This window comes from Bacillus sp. N6, assembly GCF_052805735.1.
The window spans coordinates 1,214,590-1,235,317 of sequence record NZ_CM127843.1; the positions used below are offsets into that span (position 1 = coordinate 1,214,590).

19 protein-coding genes and 1 pseudogene are annotated in these 20,728 nt (G+C 35.9%); 13 read left to right on the forward strand and 7 right to left on the reverse strand.

Annotated features, from left to right (window positions below):
* Window positions 1–34 precede the first annotated feature (34 nt).
* A complete protein-coding gene (locus tag ACUXVC_RS06285) occupies window positions 35–457 on the reverse strand; it encodes a hypothetical protein (protein WP_095691212.1) in 423 nt (140 codons plus the stop codon).
* A gap of 200 nt (window positions 458–657) precedes the next feature.
* Between ACUXVC_RS06285 and ACUXVC_RS06290 the strand changes: the two genes are divergently transcribed.
* The 3 genes from ACUXVC_RS06290 to ACUXVC_RS06300 all read left to right on the forward strand — a co-directional run bounded on the left by ACUXVC_RS06290 (window position 658) and on the right by ACUXVC_RS06300 (window position 3,288).
* Window positions 658–1,992, forward strand: coding sequence for an FAD-dependent oxidoreductase (locus ACUXVC_RS06290; protein WP_095691211.1), 1,335 nt, complete (start codon window positions 658–660; stop codon window positions 1,990–1,992).
* 100 nt (window positions 1,993–2,092) lie between these two features.
* A complete protein-coding gene (locus ACUXVC_RS06295; protein WP_095691210.1) occupies window positions 2,093–2,581 on the forward strand; it encodes a GNAT family N-acetyltransferase in 489 nt (162 codons plus the stop codon).
* A 296-nt stretch (window positions 2,582–2,877) separates the two neighbouring features.
* Window positions 2,878–3,288, forward strand: coding sequence for a DUF3908 family protein (locus ACUXVC_RS06300; protein ID WP_095691209.1), 411 nt, complete (start codon window positions 2,878–2,880; stop codon window positions 3,286–3,288).
* Between the two features lie 29 nt (window positions 3,289–3,317).
* On the opposite strand, the gene ACUXVC_RS06305 is transcribed toward ACUXVC_RS06300, so the two are convergent.
* From ACUXVC_RS06305 to odhA, 6 genes are all read right to left on the reverse strand, one after another.
* Window positions 3,318–3,908: a class I SAM-dependent methyltransferase gene (locus tag ACUXVC_RS06305; protein WP_063546875.1), complete on the reverse strand. Its 591-nt coding sequence runs from the start codon at window positions 3,906–3,908 to the stop codon at window positions 3,318–3,320.
* 92 nt (window positions 3,909–4,000) lie between these two features.
* A complete protein-coding gene (locus tag ACUXVC_RS06310; RefSeq protein WP_340784495.1) occupies window positions 4,001–5,542 on the reverse strand; it encodes a SagB family peptide dehydrogenase in 1,542 nt (513 codons plus the stop codon).
* A 15-nt stretch (window positions 5,543–5,557) separates the two neighbouring features.
* Window positions 5,558–7,507 (reverse strand): TOMM precursor leader peptide-binding protein, encoded by a 1,950-nt coding sequence (locus tag ACUXVC_RS06315; RefSeq protein WP_095691207.1) that lies wholly within the window; start codon window positions 7,505–7,507, stop codon window positions 5,558–5,560.
* Entirely contained in the window at window positions 7,504–9,423 is a 1,920-nt protein-coding gene (locus ACUXVC_RS06320; RefSeq protein WP_340784492.1) for a putative thiazole-containing bacteriocin maturation protein, read from the reverse strand. The genes ACUXVC_RS06315 and ACUXVC_RS06320 overlap by 4 nt, the downstream gene beginning before the upstream one ends.
* Before the next feature lie 123 nt (window positions 9,424–9,546).
* Window positions 9,547–10,806, reverse strand: coding sequence for a 2-oxoglutarate dehydrogenase complex dihydrolipoyllysine-residue succinyltransferase (gene odhB, locus ACUXVC_RS06325; RefSeq protein WP_098126014.1), 1,260 nt, complete (start codon window positions 10,804–10,806; stop codon window positions 9,547–9,549).
* A gap of 133 nt (window positions 10,807–10,939) precedes the next feature.
* Entirely contained in the window at window positions 10,940–13,807 is a 2,868-nt protein-coding gene (gene odhA / locus ACUXVC_RS06330) for a 2-oxoglutarate dehydrogenase E1 component (RefSeq protein WP_446025966.1), read from the reverse strand.
* Between the two features lie 823 nt (window positions 13,808–14,630).
* Here odhA and ACUXVC_RS06335 point away from each other — a divergent pair.
* The 10 genes and pseudogenes from ACUXVC_RS06335 (at window position 14,631) to ACUXVC_RS06380 (ending at window position 20,585) form a co-directional block, all read left to right on the forward strand.
* Window positions 14,631–14,840, forward strand: a complete 210-nt coding sequence (locus tag ACUXVC_RS06335; RefSeq protein WP_000428506.1) for a helix-turn-helix transcriptional regulator — start codon at window positions 14,631–14,633, stop codon at window positions 14,838–14,840.
* A 2-nt stretch (window positions 14,841–14,842) separates the two neighbouring features.
* Window positions 14,843–15,220 (forward strand): hypothetical protein, encoded by a 378-nt coding sequence (locus tag ACUXVC_RS06340; RefSeq protein ID WP_048564894.1) that lies wholly within the window; start codon window positions 14,843–14,845, stop codon window positions 15,218–15,220.
* Between the two features lie 28 nt (window positions 15,221–15,248).
* On the forward strand, window positions 15,249–15,431 hold the full coding sequence (locus ACUXVC_RS06345) for a DUF3976 domain-containing protein (protein ID WP_001178303.1): 183 nt from the start codon (window positions 15,249–15,251) through the stop codon (window positions 15,429–15,431).
* Window positions 15,432–15,564: 133 nt separating this feature from the next.
* Entirely contained in the window at window positions 15,565–15,927 is a 363-nt protein-coding gene (locus ACUXVC_RS06350; RefSeq protein ID WP_446025967.1) for a hypothetical protein, read from the forward strand.
* A 16-nt stretch (window positions 15,928–15,943) separates the two neighbouring features.
* Window positions 15,944–16,192 (forward strand): annotated as a pseudogene (locus ACUXVC_RS06355) (hypothetical protein).
* 81 nt (window positions 16,193–16,273) lie between these two features.
* Window positions 16,274–16,819, forward strand: coding sequence for a hypothetical protein (locus tag ACUXVC_RS06360; protein ID WP_141241100.1), 546 nt, complete (start codon window positions 16,274–16,276; stop codon window positions 16,817–16,819).
* 158 nt (window positions 16,820–16,977) lie between these two features.
* A complete protein-coding gene (locus ACUXVC_RS06365; protein WP_001169496.1) occupies window positions 16,978–17,574 on the forward strand; it encodes a DUF4878 domain-containing protein in 597 nt (198 codons plus the stop codon).
* 710 nt (window positions 17,575–18,284) lie between these two features.
* Entirely contained in the window at window positions 18,285–18,419 is a 135-nt protein-coding gene (locus ACUXVC_RS06370) for an SDR family oxidoreductase (protein WP_255300913.1), read from the forward strand.
* Window positions 18,420–18,451: 32 nt separating this feature from the next.
* Complete coding sequence (locus tag ACUXVC_RS06375) at window positions 18,452–19,351, forward strand: ABC transporter ATP-binding protein (RefSeq protein ID WP_095691200.1); 900 nt, start codon at window positions 18,452–18,454, stop codon at window positions 19,349–19,351.
* A complete protein-coding gene (locus ACUXVC_RS06380; RefSeq protein ID WP_446025968.1) occupies window positions 19,344–20,585 on the forward strand; it encodes an ABC transporter permease in 1,242 nt (413 codons plus the stop codon). The genes ACUXVC_RS06375 and ACUXVC_RS06380 overlap by 8 nt, the downstream gene beginning before the upstream one ends.
* Window positions 20,586–20,728: the final 143 nt, after the last annotated feature.

Sequence of the window (20,728 nt, forward strand, 5' to 3'; positions counted from 1 at the left end):
AGGTACAGTGTATATTGCTGTACCTTTTCTATCGTTATTTGGCTGGACCAGGTTCCCTAGAGAAAAAGATATGAAAGAGAAATGTGACTTTACTTGCCCCTCCTGATGTACTGGCTTGCACATCAGATAAAGAACTAGACGTTAAAGCAGCTTCAGAATGAGGAGGGACGATTATTTTAAGAGCATCATCTGATTCTGAGGATGCAGTAACTGTTATTGTATCGTCAGAAAAATTTAAAATTTTAACAGTACCGACTGGAAAGATGGCCTTGCGAGCATGTGATGCAGAAGCGAAGCGGGTAGCTTTCCAAATAGTTTGTGAGAAAGTGTCATTGTCAGATAACCAAGCACGAGCACTGTATAAAGTTACACTAACGGTAAACTCCTGTTCAAGCGGGAGGGCGGGTTTCGGTTCTATCGGTTCCTCTGGAAGCTGGACGAGAAGGCCGGCGCACATGTATGTTTCACCTACTTTCAACTGGTTACTGTTATAGGATATTAAACATGTTGTTTATAAGACACGACAGGTACCTATTCATACATAAGTTTGTGCACAAAATTTGAAGATGAAATTCTCTTTCTTTACAATGGAAGTAGGTGTTATTTCTATAAAATATGGAAAACGTAAAGAGTATGTAAAAAAGAAGGAGTGGTAAAGTGAACTATGTCATTATTGGCGGAGATGCAGCTGGTATGAGTGCAGCTATGCAAATTATTAGAAACGATGAAACTGCAAATGTTGTGACGCTAGAAAAAGGTGAAATCTATTCATACGCTCAGTGCGGATTACCTTATGTTATTAGCGGTGCTATCGCTTCAACTGAAAAGTTAATCGCGCGCAACGTAAAGACGTTTCGTGAGAAATATGGAATTGATGCGAAAGTGCGTCATGAAGTAACGAAAGTAGATACGGAAAAGAAAATGGTGTACGCAGAGCATACGAAGACGAAGGATGTCTTTGAATTTCCGTATGATCGATTATTAATTGCGACTGGAGTGCGTCCTGTTATGCCAGAATGGGAAGGACGGGAATTACAAGGCGTTCATCTTTTAAAAACAATTCCTGATGCTGAGCGCATATTAAAAACGCTAGAAACGAATAAAGTTGAAGATGTAACGATTATTGGCGGTGGTGCCATTGGACTTGAGATGGCAGAAACATTCGTCGAACTTGGTAAGAAAGTAAGAATGATTGAGCGAAATGATCATATCGGTACGATTTATGATGCAGATATGGCAGAGTACATACATAAAGAAGCAGATAAGCATCATATTGAAATTTTAACGAATGAAAATGTAAAAGCATTTAAAGGAAATGAACGAGTAGAAGCAATCGAAACGGATAAAGGTACGTATAAAGCAGATCTTGTTTTAGTGTCGGTTGGAGTGAAGCCAAATACTGATTTTCTTGAAGGGACAAATATACGTAAGAATCATAAAGGAGCAATCGAAGTAAATGCATATATGCAAACAAATGTGCAAGACGTATATGCAGCCGGTGATTGCGCAACACATTACCACGTTATAAAGGAAATTCATGATCATATCCCACTCGGAACGACTGCCAATAAGCAAGGGCGACTTGCTGGACTGAATATGCTTGATAAACGAAGAGCTTTTAAAGGTACGTTAGGCACAGGCATTATTAAATTTATGGATTTGACACTCGCAAGAACAGGCTTAAATGAAAAAGAAGCAAAAGGGCTACACATTCCGTATAAAACGGTCAAAGTAGATTCTACAAATATGGCGGGCTATTATCCAAATGCAAAACCACTTTACTTGAAATTACTATATCGCTCCGATACGAAACAATTATTGGGCGGACAAGTAATTGGAGAAGAAGGCGTAGATAAACGTATTGATGTGATTGCAATGGCACTTTTCAATAAAATGAGCATTCACGATTTAGAAGATGTCGATTTAAGTTACGCACCACCATATAACAGCGTTTGGGATCCAATTCAGCAAGCGGCAAGGAGAGCAGAATAGCACTTTTTAAAGTGCTATTTTTTTGTTAAAGGGGAATTATCATTTTTGTCGAATGAAGAGGATCGGGAAATAGTTACATATGTGGAAGGGGAGTTTTTTTATGATTGTAGCACTTCAAAAAGTTCAAGAATCAGAAAAAGAAATATTACGTAATTTGTACGCTTTATATCTTCATGACCTTTCTAAGTTCACTATGAATATAACTATCGGAGCGAACGGATTTTTTGAATACGAAGATTTGCATATGTTTTGGAAAAATGACGGAATCACGCCGTATTTTATAAAAGTTAATCATAGTATTGTAGGATTCTTATTACTACTGGAACGTCCGTTTTTGAAGAAGGAAAATGATTTTGGTATTAATGATATTTTCATATTGAATCAATATAAAGGAAAAGGAATCGGTAAACAAGCTGTTGAAAATTTACTAGAAGAGAAAAGAGGACAATATTTCGTTATCGAACTTCTAAAAAATGTACCAGCAGTGTCGTTTTGGAAGAACGTATATAAAAAACTGAACATTGAATTTGATGAGAAAGAGCAGTTAATTGATGATGAAGAATGTCTCGTTCAAACGTTTAAAATTTAATGAAATTGGTGTTCCTTTTATATTACTTTGAAATTTAACCTTATCCCGCTATTTGCGGACAGTAAGACCCCTACCTCAAAATTCAGCGAAAGCAAAGAAGTTAGGTGGGGGATCAACTGCCCGTAAAAGCCCGATTGGTTCAACTAATAATCAGTGGGGATCAAGACCCCTATTGATTAAAGTTTCGCTTTATTTTGAATATACCGTTCCCCCTTGAAAACATATTACTAATCGCTTATATTTTCATATAGTATTTATTTTTTAAACGAAGCAATGAACGAACCAGGGGGCGCAGTATGGCAATTAATATGAAAACAATCGAAGAATGGATTGTTGAATCAAATGCAAGACATGAAGAAGACTTTGGACACGTTGTGGAAGAAATGAAAGAAGTATGTGTCGGACTTGATAACGCGACATTAATTTATACGAAAAATGTATTTTGTTTCGGTAAAAAGGTAGAAGTATTTTTCTTCTTCCAAGACCATGTCGTGATTGGACAAGAAAAAGACGAATATATTGAGATTGAAAAATTAAAGTATGATGACATTACAAATAATAATTTAAAAACAAATGACAAAAATACAACATTAGAATTAAAGTTTGCTAACGGACAATCTATTAATTTAGATAGTTTAAATGATAACTACGGTACGAAAAATTGGTTATTTGCTAGACAAATTAAGAGTATTTTTAAGTTAATCTAGTAAAAAGCAGACCTCAAAGGGTCTGCTTTTTACTTAATTCCTATTACACAAAGGCAACCTCTTTCTTCATAGCATTTCACACTTGTAAATCCTGTTTTATAAAATAGGTTTATTAATTCTTCATTCGTTTTCCATTTCTCCATATGATATTGAATTTTGAAAGTTTCAGCTACTAATAAAAAAGATCCATTCGGTTGTAAGACGCGAAATATTTCTTTTATATCTTGTTCCACATCGGGCCAAAAGTAGTGTGTTTGAAAAGCGGTTATGAGATCGAAGAAGTTTGTATTGTAAGGAATAGAGGAGACACTTGCCTGATGAATGATTACTTTTCCTTTTTTTACGTCCTGTATATTGGCTTTCTTTGAGTTTTCAACAGCTTGATCTGAATAATCAATTCCATATATTTTCCCAAATGGAATTCGTTTTGAAAGAGTATGTATTGTTTTGCCGCCGCCACAACCAATATCTAAAGTAATTGCATCTTTACGTATATGTATTTTTTGTAATCCCCAATTTGTTAGTCTCATATGTGCAGCGTTCATAATACAAAGCATGGAAGAACCAATTGTACCGCGAGGGTTTTTTGCTTGCTGAATTAATCGTTGTAAAATGTTCAAGTTACATTCTCCTTTTATGTAAGAATATATACTCATTTCGCTTTTTATAAATTAAGTCCTTTAAAAAAAGCACGCCGTCTACCGGCGTGCTTCTAATTATGCAAAGCCCCTTTTAACCAATTCCGCGCCCGATACGCCCCAACAGGAATTTGAATGAGAGACGTTTCATTTCCAGCATCAATTCCGTACAATTGATCACATGAATTTGTATCAAAACTTAGTAAAGGATGCCCGCCCATCCCCATAGCAGTTGCAGTAAAAACGAGTTTATGAACGAGGATACCAGCTTCCATTTGGTGAATACGGTATCCTCTATAACCTAATGCACGTGTATAGTAATCTTTCTTTCCGACTACATGTAAGCAAAGTGGTACTTGAAAAAGGTTTACGTTATCCATCGTCATACTAGATTGAAGGAGATAACGAAGGTCCCCATATCGAAGTGGTTGTATGGAATGTGTTTTACTGTTATAAGTGTAAGCACCGTTTTCTATATCTTTTACGTTATAGAAACATCCATATAATGAGACGCGTGCATTTTCATTTACATACTTACCATCAAGGTCGCTGTAATAGGGGAAGGAGAGGCTCGCTTCTTGTAGTAAAGTAGCGAGCTCAGCTGCATCCCATTTCGTTAAAATAAAGTCCGCATCAGGAGAATATCGTTTTTTACAAAGTTGTAGGAAATCATACGATAACCGTTCTACTTTCGGTAGCTGTACAGCGTACGTATTATGTTGATAGTGCTCTTCATGATGTAGTGTTTGGAAGTGTTCTGTCGATTCAATCATAGAAGCTTCATTTATTTTTGTTATCATCGGATGTTCATTTACATGTTTTGAGCGAACGAAATGTTCATGTGCGAGCGGCGGAATTTGTTGCAACAACTCATGAGAAGTAACTGTTTTATTTTCACGGTAATCATTGTGAAACCAATTAGTTTCTGGCTCCGTACTTAAAGGAATAACGGCATACACACTTTCTTCACCTTCTGACAATCCGAGTAAATGGTTCAGTGCACGGTCTAGAAATTGAAAGTATACGCCGTTCGTATAACCGAACTGTTTTGCACATTCTAGTAATTGTCCAATGAGAACCCCGCTATCTAATCCTTGAAGGCGATATGAAAAGTTATTGTATTTAAAGAAGTTTTTCCAAAACATAGTGGATACGAATGCGGCACCGAAACAATCATGTATATTACAGCGATTACCGAGTGCGTCTGCTAAATAAGAATCGAAATTTCCTTCGCGAAGTAAAATAAGTCGATGATGCGCGGCGTCATAATGGTAAATGCCGTCTGGATAATCGTCAATCTTTAAATAGATATACAATTCATTCGGATATAAAGCACCGCCTGAAGGAATGGATCTGCGTAATACATTTCTCTCGCTATTTAGCTGACATAATTGTGTTACACCAAATGAATACCAAAGGTAGTGACCAATCTCATTTAGAGTAGGTGTAGTAGAAGAGTTCGATAAAGATAATGGGATTTCTAAGGAGAGCGGGATGGTAGGTACATTTCGATATAATTTATAAGGAAGCGGTGCGTCTTTCCAGTCCACCTCATGATTCGGCATAATTTCATCAATAGAGAAATGGAGATGATGTAAAAAAGTATCTAGCTGCATGAAATCCCTCCTTTACTATGGAAACGGGTGCGGATGTGGATTTAATTGTTCATTTGTTAACGGTTCAGTGCTATATCCAAGTGTCATCGGTACGGTATAGACTCTATCTAATCCTGTAACACGAGTAAGGTGATGGCCGAATGTCATCGGTAACATGCCTGGAATAATGACTTTTACACAGTGTAGTCCGTTCTTTTCTATAAGGGGAACGGTTTGATCTACAACGATTATTTCAAGATTAGATTGATGCAAACGATTTAAAAGTTGGTGGAGATCGGATGTTAAATCCATATCAAATGACTGTGATACATTCATTTCTTGGAACGTTTGCACCGGTGCATCTTCTCGTAAAAGGAAGTGAAGACGTTCTTCCGTTTCTTTCAATCCGTACAGCATACTGTGGTCTTCCATTTTATTAACGAAATAAGGATCTTGTAAGCATTTTTCATAGTATTCTCTTTTGTGCTCGAGCTCATCGTCTGTTATAAGTAACATGCCTGCGATTTCTTGAATGGCACTTTTTAAAGCTCGAATAGGATCTAAATGAGCGCCTCCCGCACAAACAACGTTCATTCCATTTTCACGTGTATTTTTTGCAATTACCCATAAGCTCGGGATGCCGTGTTCCATCGTCGCATTAAAAGCGTGTAATTCATATCCGGTAATCGTACGTAACCGCTGAATCATTAATTGTAATTCTGTATCATTTGCTGAACTCAGATCAAGGCGGGGAAGAGGTAATTCGGCATACCAAGTGAGTAAGAAGGCATCACGCTCTACAATTTCTAAAATGCCGTGAAAAATCGCTTCTTCTAAACTACCGCCAATTGCACATCCATTTGATGTTTCATACACGAAAGCATCTCGATGACCGAGGCTATAATAAGCAATTGATTCAGGAACTAAAAGCGGTCTGTTTTGTGATAAAGAATATCCCCATACCCAGTTTTGCTCATAATCAGGATCAAACGGCTTAAATGGAAAATTATCACGATTGTAATGTTCATTTGTATGTACACCGAGTGTGAGGGGATTTAGTGCATGTTCCTCTAAATCATGAAAACTACCATGCACATTTGTCTTTTTCCCGCGAGGCGACATACCGCAATATCGTTCTAAACCTTCTAAAATAGCAGTTGCTTCACTCACTGCAAATGAATGAGTTCGGCCTGCAACACCTTCATTTCCAAACATTAATGGCATGTTTATAATGACGTCAGCGAATGGCAATAAAGAATGCTGCATTTTGCCGTTCAACATACCGATCCGATAATCTAAATAGTCTTTCGTTAAAAATGTGTTTAATTCATGAATGGAACGGCAGCGATACGTTTCGGTGCTTACTTTTAAACTCGGTTGTAAAGAAACTTCCGCCGCATCCGCAGTATCATCAGGTAAATTGCTACATACAGGACAGAGAGGATCTGGAAGAAAAGAATGCCGCGTACATTGTAATGTTTGTAAGTTTAGTAAAATAAGTTCATTTTCTAAAGAAGAATGGTTATGAGTTAATATTTTTTCTGTTTCTGCGCAAATAAGATGGCACATTTGTAACATTCCATTTTGGGTGGCACGTACATCACGCCTCGTTCCATTTTCGGCTTTAAAGGCATATTTCCGCTGTAGTTCCCACATTTCTTTTTGATCAAAGCCAGCGATAAAACGGCGTCCATCAGAACAATGGGAACATCCGGGCGTAAGAGGATGAATGTAAGGACCGATAATACCTTCGCCAAATGAAGTAAAACCACGTAGCCACGGAATATGATTTGACCGAAAAATTAGCTCAGCATCATGATGAATAGTAGAAGGAGATCCATCATGTAATACGAGAGCGAGATAAATATTTTCAGGGAGTTCTTCTGTAAGGGTATGCTGACGAATGATGGAATATTGTTTGCATAATTGATCATGTACATAGTCTGCAAGAAGGCCATCCCCTATAAGCAATATATTTTGAGTCATAGACCGTCCTCCTTTGCAATTAATACTCCGTACACACCGTCTAAGTTTTCTTTCAAAAATGGTTCAATCGCTAAATCAAATACGAATGGATAAAAATTATGTTCTTCTAAATGTTGTAAGGCGAGTTGTAAAGATTGTACGCTTGGAATTTCTTCTTCCGCTTGTATTTCCACCCTAAAAGAATCAGTGTCATATAAAATAATAGATGAGTCATACAAAATATTAGCTCTGTAAGGAATTTCTTCATTTTGAACGTGAAAGAGTGATAGTTGTAGTGCGTTTCGTAACGCTAACGTCATATTAATATTAGATGCACCGTACCATCTATCATTTATACCAACCCAAACGGCTGGGAAACTGAGAATCTCTTCACTCATTGCGATTTTAGGTGTTTCATGAATTGTAGAGAGAGCTTCGTAATAAAATCTACAATGTTTATCGTGAATATCAGTTAAATCAATCGTTGTAAGTTCTTCTAGCATATGTGAATGCCGCTCATACAGTTTATTGTTTAAATGTTGCTGTAGTGCCCGGTAAAATCCTTCTGTCATCGTTTCTCCAGCACCGATACCGATATCGTTATGTTCAGGAATAAGGCGGTGAATGATTTCTGCTACATATGTTTCAATTCCTGTTAAACCAGCTTCTCGGCGTGCTTCATTATGAGTCAATCCACTGCAAGTCATAAGAGGCAGAAGGGGAGCTGGGCCATCTGATAGTGGAGTGGCTACTTGAATATAGCATTGTGATAACGGTAATTGATATGAATCTTGTTCATCCCATACATGGAATATACCGGCTTCTTTAGAAGTTAATGAGTCAAAAAATCGGAATACATCAGTTGAAGTATGTTGGTTCGACCGATGCTCAAGTTTTTCAGAAAGATTTTCTATCGTATCAATTGTAAAACTTTCATCAGTTGCAAGAGGATGTTTTATAAAAGAATGCCACGTTCCTTCAAGTGTTTCATAGTTTAATAAAAAGAATTGTGCTTCTTTTTCCCGATGTGAATCATCTGCGACATGCTTAAATAATTCAAAAACGATTACATTTGTTAACATTGCAGATGTAATTGGTGAGAAGGAATCAGATGAATTTTCATTTTGTAAATTCGTTTCATGTAGTCGATGCCATGCGGATTCCCAGCATTCATCACGATTTTCCGTTACGACAGGCCCAGCTATACCGAGTGTAGATAAACAAATAGCTGGTATGAAATTCTTTTTCGTTTCTCTACAAATAGTGTGAACTGTTTGTAAACCATCAATGTCCCCATTTTGAGAAACATATAAAATCCAATCAAAAGGTTCGAATACTTCATGCAAGGGACGGTCAATTGTAGTATCGATTTCTTGAAGGAGTACATTGTTATCAACTTCATATGCACGTTCTATTAGCTCATGTATTCTGTCATAGTTTGTTTCATCCCGATCTGTAACGAGGTAATGAAATGTAGGTAAACCAGATTCTAACAAAGAAGAAACTAAGGAAGTAAGCATATCCCCAGAACCAAGTACAAGTACATTTGCCCCGCGGTACGTTTCGAATTTTAAAGCACCTGAATGAGAATCAGCTTCTAAAAATTCAATTTGTGAAGCATATCTGTCGAGTAATGTACTGTTTAATTCATGAGGTGCATCTTGATTTGCATCACGAACGAAACCATTTTCATATAAAACCTCTCCAATTTCAAATACACGATTTTGATAGGGGAGAGGGAGTCCATCAGTTATTTCTGCTAAAGAATAATTACCGTTAAACATGGGCATTAATTTTTCAATCCAGTCATAAATTCCATCACCGTCCATGCGAAATGAACTGGCGTTATTTCGAAAATAGACACCCCCGTTTGAATCGGGGAGGAAGAAAGTATCCTTATTTACTTTAAGTTTTGCATGAATTGGAAGGTTATTCATTTTAATCCTCCTTACGTTTAGGCATACATTATTACTTTATGTCATGAAATTTGTCCCGTATGAACACAATAAAAAAAGGCTGTAGAATGATTCATTCTACAGCCTTTAATAGATTTTAATCTATCAACCTTCTAATAATAATGACTTTGGATCTTCAAGCATATCTTTAACAGCAACAAGGAAGCTAACTGCTTCTTTACCATCAACAATACGGTGATCGTAAGATAAAGCAATGTACATCATTGGGCGGTTTTCCATACGCTCGTTATCAATTGCAACTGGGCGTACTTGGATTTTATGCATTCCTAAAATACCAACTTGAGGGCTATTTAGGATTGGTGTTGACATTAGAGAACCGAATACACCACCGTTTGTAATTGTAAATGTACCACCTTGTAGTTCTTTTAATGAAAGTTTGTTATCACGTGCTTTCATACCTAAATTACGAATTTCACTTTCGATTTCAGCGAAGTTTAATTGGTTAGCATCGCGTACAACTGGAACAACTAATCCATCTGGAGCTGCTACAGCAATACCGATATCATAGAATTTTTTGATGATAAGCTCGTCACCTTGAATTTCAGCATTTAATAATGGGAATTGTTTTAATGCTGCAACAACTGCTTTTGTGAAGAATGACATGAAGCCAAGACGTACATCATGTTTTTTCTCGAAAGCATCTTTGCGTTCTTTACGTAATTCCATGATCGCGCTCATATCAACTTCGTTAAATGTTGTTAACATTGCAGATGTTTGTTGAACTTCTACAAGACGTTTTGCAATTGTTTGACGGCGGCGGGACATTTTCACGCGCTCAACTGGTTTTTCGAATTCAGTTTTTGCAACTGGAGCAGGAGCTGGACTCTTTGGAGCAGCTGGTGCTTCTTTTGGTGCTGCAGCATGAGCTTGTACATCATGTGGTCTCACGCGTCCAAGTGGATCTGTGCTACGTACGTCGTTTAAGTCGATTCCTAATTCACGAGCCATTTTTCTAGCAGCTGGTGATGCGATAGGACGGTTCGTATTTGGTAAGCCTTGTAGACCCGTAGTTTGTTCAGCATTTGGAGCCGCAGTTTTCGGTGCTTCAGCTGTTTCTTGTTTTGGTTGCTCAGCAGCTGGAGCAGGTGTACTTACTGCAACTGGTGCTCCATTAGCATCTAAAATTGCGATAGTTGCGCCAACTTCAACTGTATCCCCAGGTTCGCCTAGTAACTTCGATACAATACCTGAATCTTCTGCAATGATTTCTACATTGACTTTATCAGTTTCAAGCTCAACAACGCTGCCACCTTTCTCAACTTTGTCGCCTACGTTGATAAGCCATTGTGAAATAGTTCCTTCGGTAATAGATTCTGCAAGCTCAGGTACTTTAATTTCGATCATTTTAAATGTCCTCCCCTTATTTGCCTAACGGTGTGTTTTTTCTTCTTTTGTCTTCGGTAATCTCCATTTGTTAGCCTGGCCTTGGGCAGATATTCTGCCCAAGAAACAAGCTAGAAACCTTCATTGTTACTTTTTAGTTGCTGTAAACTTCAATTTCTTGTTTATCTTGACGGAAGTTATACTTCACATCTAAAGCATGTGCAACAATTAGTTCTTGCTCAGCTTTGTGAGCGAATGGATCGCCTCCAGATGGACTAGAGCGATCAGGACGTCCAATGTAACCTGTTTTCACTTTATCTCCAGCAAGTTCGAACAGAATTGGAGCCATGTAATGCCATGCGCCCATATTACGAGGTTCTTCTTGAACCCAAATGATTTCTTCTAAGTTTTTAAAGCGTTTAATAATAGATTGAACTTTCTCAGCAGGGAATGGGTACAATTGCTCAATACGAACGACATGAACTTCGTCTAAGTTGTACTCATGTTTACCAGACTCGATTTCTGCTGCTAAGTCAATCGCCATTTTACCTGTACTTAAAACAAGACGTTTTACTTTATTTGGTTTCATACCAAGGTTTTCTTGTTCTAAAGCAGGTTGGAATCGTCCTTCGCTTAACTGATTAGCAGTTGAAAGCGTAAGTGGGTGACGTAATAAACTCTTCGGCGTCATCAGTACTAATGGTCGAACAGCTTCTGTTCCTAAGATAGATGCTTGACGACGCAGGATATGGAAGTATTGTGCCGCGCTCGTTAAGTTTGCAACTGTCCAGTTATTCTCAGCAGCTAACTGTAAGAAACGCTCTGGACGTGCACTAGAGTGCTCTGGTCCTTGACCTTCATAACCGTGTGGTAATAGAAGAACTAAACCAGATTTTTGACCCCATTTTGCTCTTCCAGCTGAAACATATTGATCAAATAATGCTTGCGCAGTATTTGAGAAGTCACCATATTGCGCTTCCCACATAACAAGAGTTTCTGGAGCGAATACGTTATAACCATATTCGTAACCAACAACAGCGGCCTCTGATAACGGACTGTTATGAACAGAGAACGAAGCATTAATGTTTGGTAAACGGTGTAACGGTGAATATGTTTCGTTTGTATCAGTATCGTGTAATACTATATGACGGTGTGCGAATGTACCACGCTGTGAATCTTGACCAGTTAAACGAATTGGCGTACCTTCTTGTAAAATAGAAGCGAATGCTAACGATTCAGCAAGTGCCCATTCAATTTTACCGTTCTCTTCAAGAGCATCTTTACGGCGCTCAAGAATTTTCTTCACTTTTGGATATACGTTAAATCCTTCTGGCCAAGATAGTAGACCTTCATTAATTGCACGAAGTGAGTCAATCTCAACACCAGTATCGATTGGTTGAATACCTTTTGCAACAACATCTGGCACTTTAACGTGAATTGTTGCATCACCCGTATCAGCTGGTGGTACTTGTGCATAGTCGGATTTTAATTGCTCTTGTATAAACTGTGTAATTGTTTCAACTTCATCTGCATTTAGAACACCAGCAGTTTGTAATTGATCTGCGTAAATTGCTCTTACAGTTGGGTGATTTTTAATTTTTTTGTACACTTGTGGTTGCGTAACTGCTGGGTCATCCATTTCGTTATGACCGTAGCGGCGGTAACCAATTAAATCGATTAAGAAGTCTTTTTTGAACAACATGCGATATTGAATCGCAAGGTTAGCAGCAGCAAGACAAGCTTCCGGATCATCAGCGTTTACGTGAACAATTGGAATATCGAAACCTTTTGCAAGGTCACTTGAATATTTCGTAGAACGAGAATCATAGCTATCAGTCGTAAAACCAACTGCATTGTTTGCGATAACATGAATCGTTCCGCCTGTTTGATACGCGTTCAATCTGCTTAAGTTCAACGTTTCAGATACAATACCTTGACCAGGGAATGCAGCATCACCATGAACTAAAATTACGAATGATTTTGAAGTATCTTGATCTGGAAGACCAGATTTTTTACGATTCTCTTGAGCGGCACGTGCGAAACCTTCTACTACAGGATTCACGAACTCAAGATGACTCGGGTTATTTGCTAATGTCACGCGAGTGCTAACTTCTTCGTTACTAACGACTTGTTCTCTACCTAGGTGGTATTTTACGTCGCCAGTCCAGCCAGAATTGGCTACTGCGCCTTCTATTTTTGCATGTTTGAACTCAGCAAACATGTGACTATATGGTTTTTCTAATACGTGAGCAAGTACGCTTAGACGACCGCGGTGAGCCATACCAATCATGACATCCTCTACGCCGTTCTTAGCACCTTCTAGAACAATTTCATCTAAAACAGGTACAAGCATATCAACGCCCTCGATAGAGAAACGTTTTTGCCCAACGAATGTTTTATGCAAGAATTGCTCGAAACCTTCAACAGCTGTTAAACGTTTTAAAAGAGCAGTTCGTTTTTTATTTGATAGTGGTTGACGCAATGAATTTGATTCCACCATTTGATGCAACCACGCGCGTTCTTCACTATCTTGTATATGAGAAAATTCATAAGCTAAAGATTTTGTATAAACGTCTTTTAATCTATGAATTACATCAAGTGCAGTGTGAATACCTTCTGGTGCATCTTGCCATACTGTTTTCGCTGGAATCGCTTTCAAGTCAGCATCGCTCAGTCCACTCATTGCTTTCTCAAGAAGTGATTGTCCATTTGCAGCATCTTCCATCGGATTAATGTGAGCCAACGTGTGCCCGAAAGAACGAATCTGCTCAACAAGTTGAACGACTTTAAGAATCTTTTCAATGTTACCTGTGTTTTGAGGAGAAAAATGTGTTGCTGTGTTGTCCCCTGTTACGACATCATCTTGAAACGAAGGAGCTCCAAAAATTTCAAAAAGCTCTTGTAATTCCGGATCAACAGAACCTGCTCCAGTTACGTAAAGATCATACTGCTCAATAACATAACCAAGGTTCGGACCGTGGAACTTGGCCCAAGGGTTTGTCGTTGTATTCTTCCTCGTCATTTGTTTAAACCTCCCAATGCATATAATCCTTTTCCATACAAAGGTGCATTTTGCTCTTTTTCAATAAGTAATGAATCAATAATCAATGTAAATGTTTTCTTTACTCTTATGTTATTACAATAATTTACATAATACCAAACACTATTACTTATCTGTTTTGTAAAAAAACATTCACAATAACTTATCACCCAAGTTAATCTTTCACTTTATAAAGTAATTTTACAGAAAAATGGGGTGGATATATTTGGTATGCCTATACTAATAGCTATAATTGTTGCATTTAAATATAGGTATAATAGTTAGAATGTTTTGATAAAATTTAGTTTGAATTATGTATATTGAAATAATAAGCGCTTTCATAGATATTATACAACAATATAACGGAATATAGTATAAAAAATAAAAAATTATGAATTTAGCGTAAACTTTATTTCGATAGTGTTAACTATCGAAAGGAAAATGAAGGATTTCTACAAAAAAAGTTGTTAAACATAAAAAATGGTTCATAACCCGTTAGTTTCTATAAATATGCCAAAAAACACCGTAAAACCAATAACACATTTCATCTAATAAAGAAGAGAATGAAATATTTTAAAAGGATAAAACAAATATGAAGATATTAAATTTAAAAAAAGGTGAGGAGGAAATATAGTAACGATTACATACAGTGTTCCATGTTTTATTACAAAATAGACGTGCTGAAATCGAACAAGTTTCTTCTATATAAATAGAGTGAAAAATGATTAGAATGAATGTAAAGGAACCTTGACGTAAAGTTTACTTTACATATATACTCGATATATGGGAGGAGGGAGAAATTTCCTTGGAAAATAAAATGGTCGAATACCGAAAGAAATTTGGACTATCTCAAGAAAAACTGGCTGAGAAACTCGGGGTTTCCAGACAAACCATTATCTCAATTGAAAAAGGGAAATACGATCCATCACTTCCGCTAGCATTTGAAATAGCGAAAACATTTCAGACAACGATAGAACATGTATTTATTTATGAAGGAAAAGAAGAGGGGGAATAGGGATGAATTATTCACAAAAGTACTTTGTAATTATGGGTGTTATTTTTCTATTTATGAGTGGATTTATGATATTAACAGGTATAATGACGCATTCTGCACCACCAGCTATAACGTATCCATTGCTTGGAATGATGATTATGAGTTTCTGTCTAAGCTACTTACACCCGCAATTTAAAGAAAAAGACGAGCGAATGAAACTTATTCGTTATAAAGGAATGTTTGTAACCTTTTTTGCATTAACAGCATATTATCTTCTTTTCTCTATCGGCTTAAACTTAAAAATACTTACACTATCTGCTACTGAATTATTGAATATACTTATGGCACTTACAATGAGTACCGTCTTTATCTCATTTGTTGTTTTGGCAAAAAGATATTAAGATGGAAGAGAGAAAGGAAGATTAATATATGCAAATGATGTATGCTTTTGGCATTGGGCTTGTATTATTTTTAGCTGTATTCTTATTTATTCGTAAAGACGTTCAAGGCGGGACGTTAACGAAACGAGGATTTTATAAAATGATCGGCTGTTTAGTTGTTATGTTTATTGCGATTATTGTAATGATTGTTTTAATAAGTCGGTCACTATAAAATTAAAAAATGGAACCTTACTTCGGTAAGGTTTTTTCTTTATTTTTCAACCTAAAAATTACCACTAAATCCATTTACTATAAATGACTTGTATTATATAATCCAATGAAATGATAGATAAGGAGTGTAGTATATGAATAAAAAAACTATCTTCTATTTATTAACTTGTCTACTACTTGTAGCTAGTACTACTTATATAATATGTAACAAACGAGAACAAGTGTCACCTATGTTAGTATGGGACGAACAAGAATACTATGTTACGAATGAATCTGCCAAAATAGAAGAAGTTGGGCAAAAACTTGGCGAAGTAACAAAGAAAATTAAAACAAGTAAAAACCCTACTAAAAATAAAGAATCTAATACATTACAAGAGAAAACAGAAGTATTCACAATGATTGAGGAAGAAAAAAGTGATTACCCGCCTTTAATCATAAAGGAAGCTTATAGTGATAAATATAGGGTAGTGAGGCCGATTTTGAAGCAAGTATTATGATGAAAAGGAGATTCATATGCAGACAGTAATTTCGTATCCGTGGGTGTTAAGAAAAATATTTGTCTTTTTCCTCCTATCGGTGCTGTTTACATTTTGATGAATAGAGGAGCGATACAAAAGAGAGATTTTATATTTATTATTTGCTGCTATGAATATATCACTTTGGTTATTGTTTATGATTTTTGATTGGAGTATGTGGATGGTAGTAGGGCATTATTTGTTTGGAGCAGTTGTTATTGTTTTTTCGAATATGAATAAGAGCTAAGCCAGCAACCTTAAAGTTGCTGGTTTTTATTTTGCTATTTATAATGAAGAAACAAATTTTTAATAGAGAGTAGTGGGCGTTATGAAATGGAAAGAGGGAACGTTTGAAAAAATAGACACGAATAACTCATCTGTTGAGCAACTTATAAACACGTTTAAGGAACAAAACTTAATTGGTGGAGCAATAATAAGCTGTTTTAAAGTGCATAACGAAAATTTTTTTAAAGAAATACCACATTCGAAAGATGGACATGAGCACTTCTTTAGAAGAATCTTCAACTCTTTAGATATAATCAATAACTTAGAAGAGTTAAAAATACATACATCAGACAAATATAAGTTTCGTTTTAAAGAGCAGCTGGCAGTTATGCTTGATGGTAGCATTGCTGCGCAAATTTTGTGGGGCGGAGCATATGAAGGGTTTAAGGAACGACCAGTTATCGCAAAACAATTAGCAGTCAATGTATGTCAATATATGTTCCAAGATCGATACGAAGATATTAAAGTGTTCGAAAGCTATCGCCCTTGGACAGATTGGTTTTACGATGTTGCGTGGGATGTTACTTGGATGGTGTTAGATAGTAGGGAACAGAAAATATGGTTCATTTGTGCTACGGATACAGATTGATAGAAGAGGGACCTTGTAGGAATGCTGCAAGGCCCTTTATCTTTTGGGAATTAATAGAAAACGAATCATATAAATGCTATACTAAAAAATGTTTGTAATGTCAGTTTCATAATATTGTATGATGCTGACTTACTAGAAAAGATAAGAGGAGAATGAGCGTGCAAAAGATAAAGAGATTATTGCTATTAATGATGGTAGTAGGATTAACAGCAGGTGTTTTAGCAGGGTGTGCAAATCCGAAAGATACTACAGAAGAATTTTTAACAGCGATACAAAAAGGTGATGTAGAAAAGGCTCGTACATTTGTTGAGAGTGACAAAGAATTTAATAAACTAAATGAAAAAACAGATGATGCTGAGGCAAAAGCAATGCTAAGTGCAATTACAAAGAACTTTAAATTTGAAAAGCTAGAAGAAGTATCGAAAAAGGATGACAAAGCAGAAGTGAAAGTAAAAATTACATCTGCTGATCTATCCGTTGCTGTAACAAAAGCAGTGGGAGAAGTTATGCCAATGGCGTTCGCTAGTGCCTTTAGTGAAGACAAAGAACAATCTGAAAAAGCTATCGAAAAAACAATGACCTCAACTATCGTCAAAAACTTAGCAGATAAAGATGCAGCAATGGCAACTCGCGAAGTTACATTGAACTTAAAGAAAGACAAAGATGGCGACTATAAAATCGTTGCTGACGATAACTTGAAAGAAGTATTGTTTGCCAATGCGAAGTCTTTGGAGAAGATGTTTGGTGGGAAGTAATTGAATGAGATAAAAAAGAGACACCATATCACGTAAAAGGTTGATATGGTGTCTCTTTTTTATGAACCTGGAGAGGTTTGAACTCACGGTATTAATTCTATAAATTTTATATTATGATTCTTTGATTTAATACATCAAGCTAGTTGTAACAGAGGAGGTACTGTATTCTATGTTTTCTTATGCGGATCCTATAGCGTAGAAAGGTAAAATTTCTGGACCAGATTTTAATTAGTTTTCCTTCAGTTTTAATGAGGAGGTGTGCGAAGATGTTGTGACTATGTCTGCTGAATACTATTAATTGTGAAGTTAAATAAGACAACAATTTATTAGAGGAAGATTAGTTAGTTTAAGTATCAGATTTAGGTGTTTAACAGGGGTACTAATTAATTTCAGTTCTTCCATGAAAAATTAAAGAAAAAGTATGGATAAACAAATTCTTGTTTTAAGTGAATTTTGTGAATGTGGGGGGCCGCTTTAAATAAAGATGGTCAACGCTATGTAAATAATTGAGAGTTTTAAAATATGTAAAATTGCATATTAAATATTTTAAATCTTATGCTAACCTTATAATGCGAAATATAACATTTGTTGGTAATAATTAATTTTTGAAAGATAAAAAATTAATCATTACAGTGGTATACAATTCACTGTCCTATAGCATAAACAATAATAACGAAAGTTATTTGAAGTCCTTTGAAGGAAATAAGTTATTGAAAAAAATTCCATATAGAAAATTTGTTGAAATTTCAGATGTAACAGATGTCATTTTATTTTTAATGTCTGATAAAAGCGATGCCATTAGAGGGCAAAATATTGTGGTTGACTATGGATATACAATTGTATAAATAAATCATCTTGGGAATTAAGGGTGTGGATAATGAGTTTACTAATTAAAGATTTAACAAAGAAATTTGACGAGCATGTTGCAGTGAATAATTTGAATATCGAGATACCAAAAGGTGAAATATTTGGATTCTTGGGCGGGAATGGAGCAGGTAAAACGACTACATTTCGAATGATACTTGGACTTTTATCGAAATCAAGTGGGACCATTTCATGGAATGGTAAACCTATAAATTATGGTGTTACAGATAAAATTGGGTATTTACCAGAAGAACGTGGTCTTTATGCGAAAATGACTGTCAAAGAACAAGTTAACTTTTTTGCAAAACTAAAGAACATGAAAAGTAAAGATGCAGAAAAAGAACTTCACTATTGGCTGGAGCGTTTTAATATTACTGAGCATCTGAACAAAAAGGTAGGAGAACTTTCTAAAGGGAATCAGCAAAAAATCCAGCTGATAACAGCGATTATACATAAGCCTGAACTCTTAATTTTAGATGAACCATTTAGTGGTTTAGACCCAGTAAATGTTGAAATGTTAAAAGACGCTGTTCTTGATATGCAAAAACAAGGGGCGTCAATTCTTTTTAGTTCACATCGTATGGAACATGTGGAAGAGTTATGCCAACACATTTGTATTATGCACAAAGGTGTACCTGTTGTTCAGGGTGACATTGCCAAAATTAAAAGTGATTTTGGTAAAAAGAACGTTGTAATCGTTGGCGATCATGACTTTGACCATTTGAAAGAAATAAAAGGTGTAGAAAGTATGAAGAAACGTAAAAATGCAGTTACTCTTAAAATTTCATATGAAGAAGTGTCACATGTTTTATTTAAAGAGATAACAAAATTAGGGTATGTTAAAAAGTTTGCAGTAGAAGAGCCTACATTAAATGATATCTTTATTGCGAAAGTAGGTGCACAAAATGAGTAGTTTCTGGACAATTTTTTTACAAAACTATAAATCTAAAGTGAAATCAAAATCATATTTTGCTATTACAATAATAGTTTCTATGTTAATTATAGGATTGATGAATTTTGACAAGATTTATAACTTGTTTGCAGGTAACGAGGACGATCAAGTTGTTGTTGTTACAGAAAAAGAAGAATTATATTCAACCATTCATCAAGTGTTTAAAAATGTCGATAGTAAGATACAAGTTAAACGTAGCACGGATAAACAAAAAGCAGAATCAGGTGTTAAAAATGGTGATTATACATATGCAATCGTTGTAGAGGAATTGAATAATAAACAATTAAAGGCTACGTATATAACTGAGACGGATGTAAATCAGCAAGATGTTAGCAAGGTTCAAACGATTTTATCTCAAATACAATCTTCTAACTTCGCCCAGCAATTGAATCTATCGCAAGATGAATTAAAGGTGTTAACAACGCCAGTAGAAATTCATACCAAAACGGTTTCAGATAAGGTTAAAGATGGAGAACATACTGAGGGTGTAGGGATTTTAATTAATGTCTTTATCATGCTAAATTATGTAATGATATTAATGTATGCTGCACAATTAGCGACAGATGTTGCAACAGAGAAATCTTCTCGTGTTATGGAGTTAGTTGTTTCAAGTATTTCGCCTACCAAACATTTATATGCGAAGCTATTCTCGACATTATCGGCTGGTATTACGCAAATCATAATTTGGGGCTTGGTCGCAACTGTTGGATATAAAACAGCAATTAATGATTCGAAAAATGATATTTTAAATAGTATTGATTTAAATTCTGTTGCTCCAACTCTAGTGTTTTATGGGATTCTATTCTTCACATTAGGATTCTTATTATATGGCTCATTATCTTGTCTATTTGGCTCTATCATTACGCGTATAGAGGAATCTTCTCAAGCTGTTATGCCGCTGATGTTTATGTTACTTGCTGCTTTGTATATCGCAATTTATGGAATGTCAAATCCAAGTAGCATGGTTGTTACCATTACTAGTTATGTACCTTTCTTTACTCCTATAGTTATGCTTGTACGAATTGGATTCCTTAATATCCCAGTATGGGAGATTGCGCTAGCATTAGGGATTCTAATCGCAACAATATGTATAATGATTGGTTTAACGAGTCGTGTTTACCGCGGTGGCGTATTAATATATGGTAAAGGTGCATTTAGTAATATCAAAAAGGCAATCAAGTTAGGGCAAAAATAGGATTGGTTTATTCATATTTAAAAAGACTACATAGTTAATCTATGTAGTTTTTTGTTGTTACGATAATTTTTATATATAAATTATTGTATTAAGCTATTTTTCAAAGAGAACTTTAAAAAGATCCCAAAAGAGAGTAAAGAATC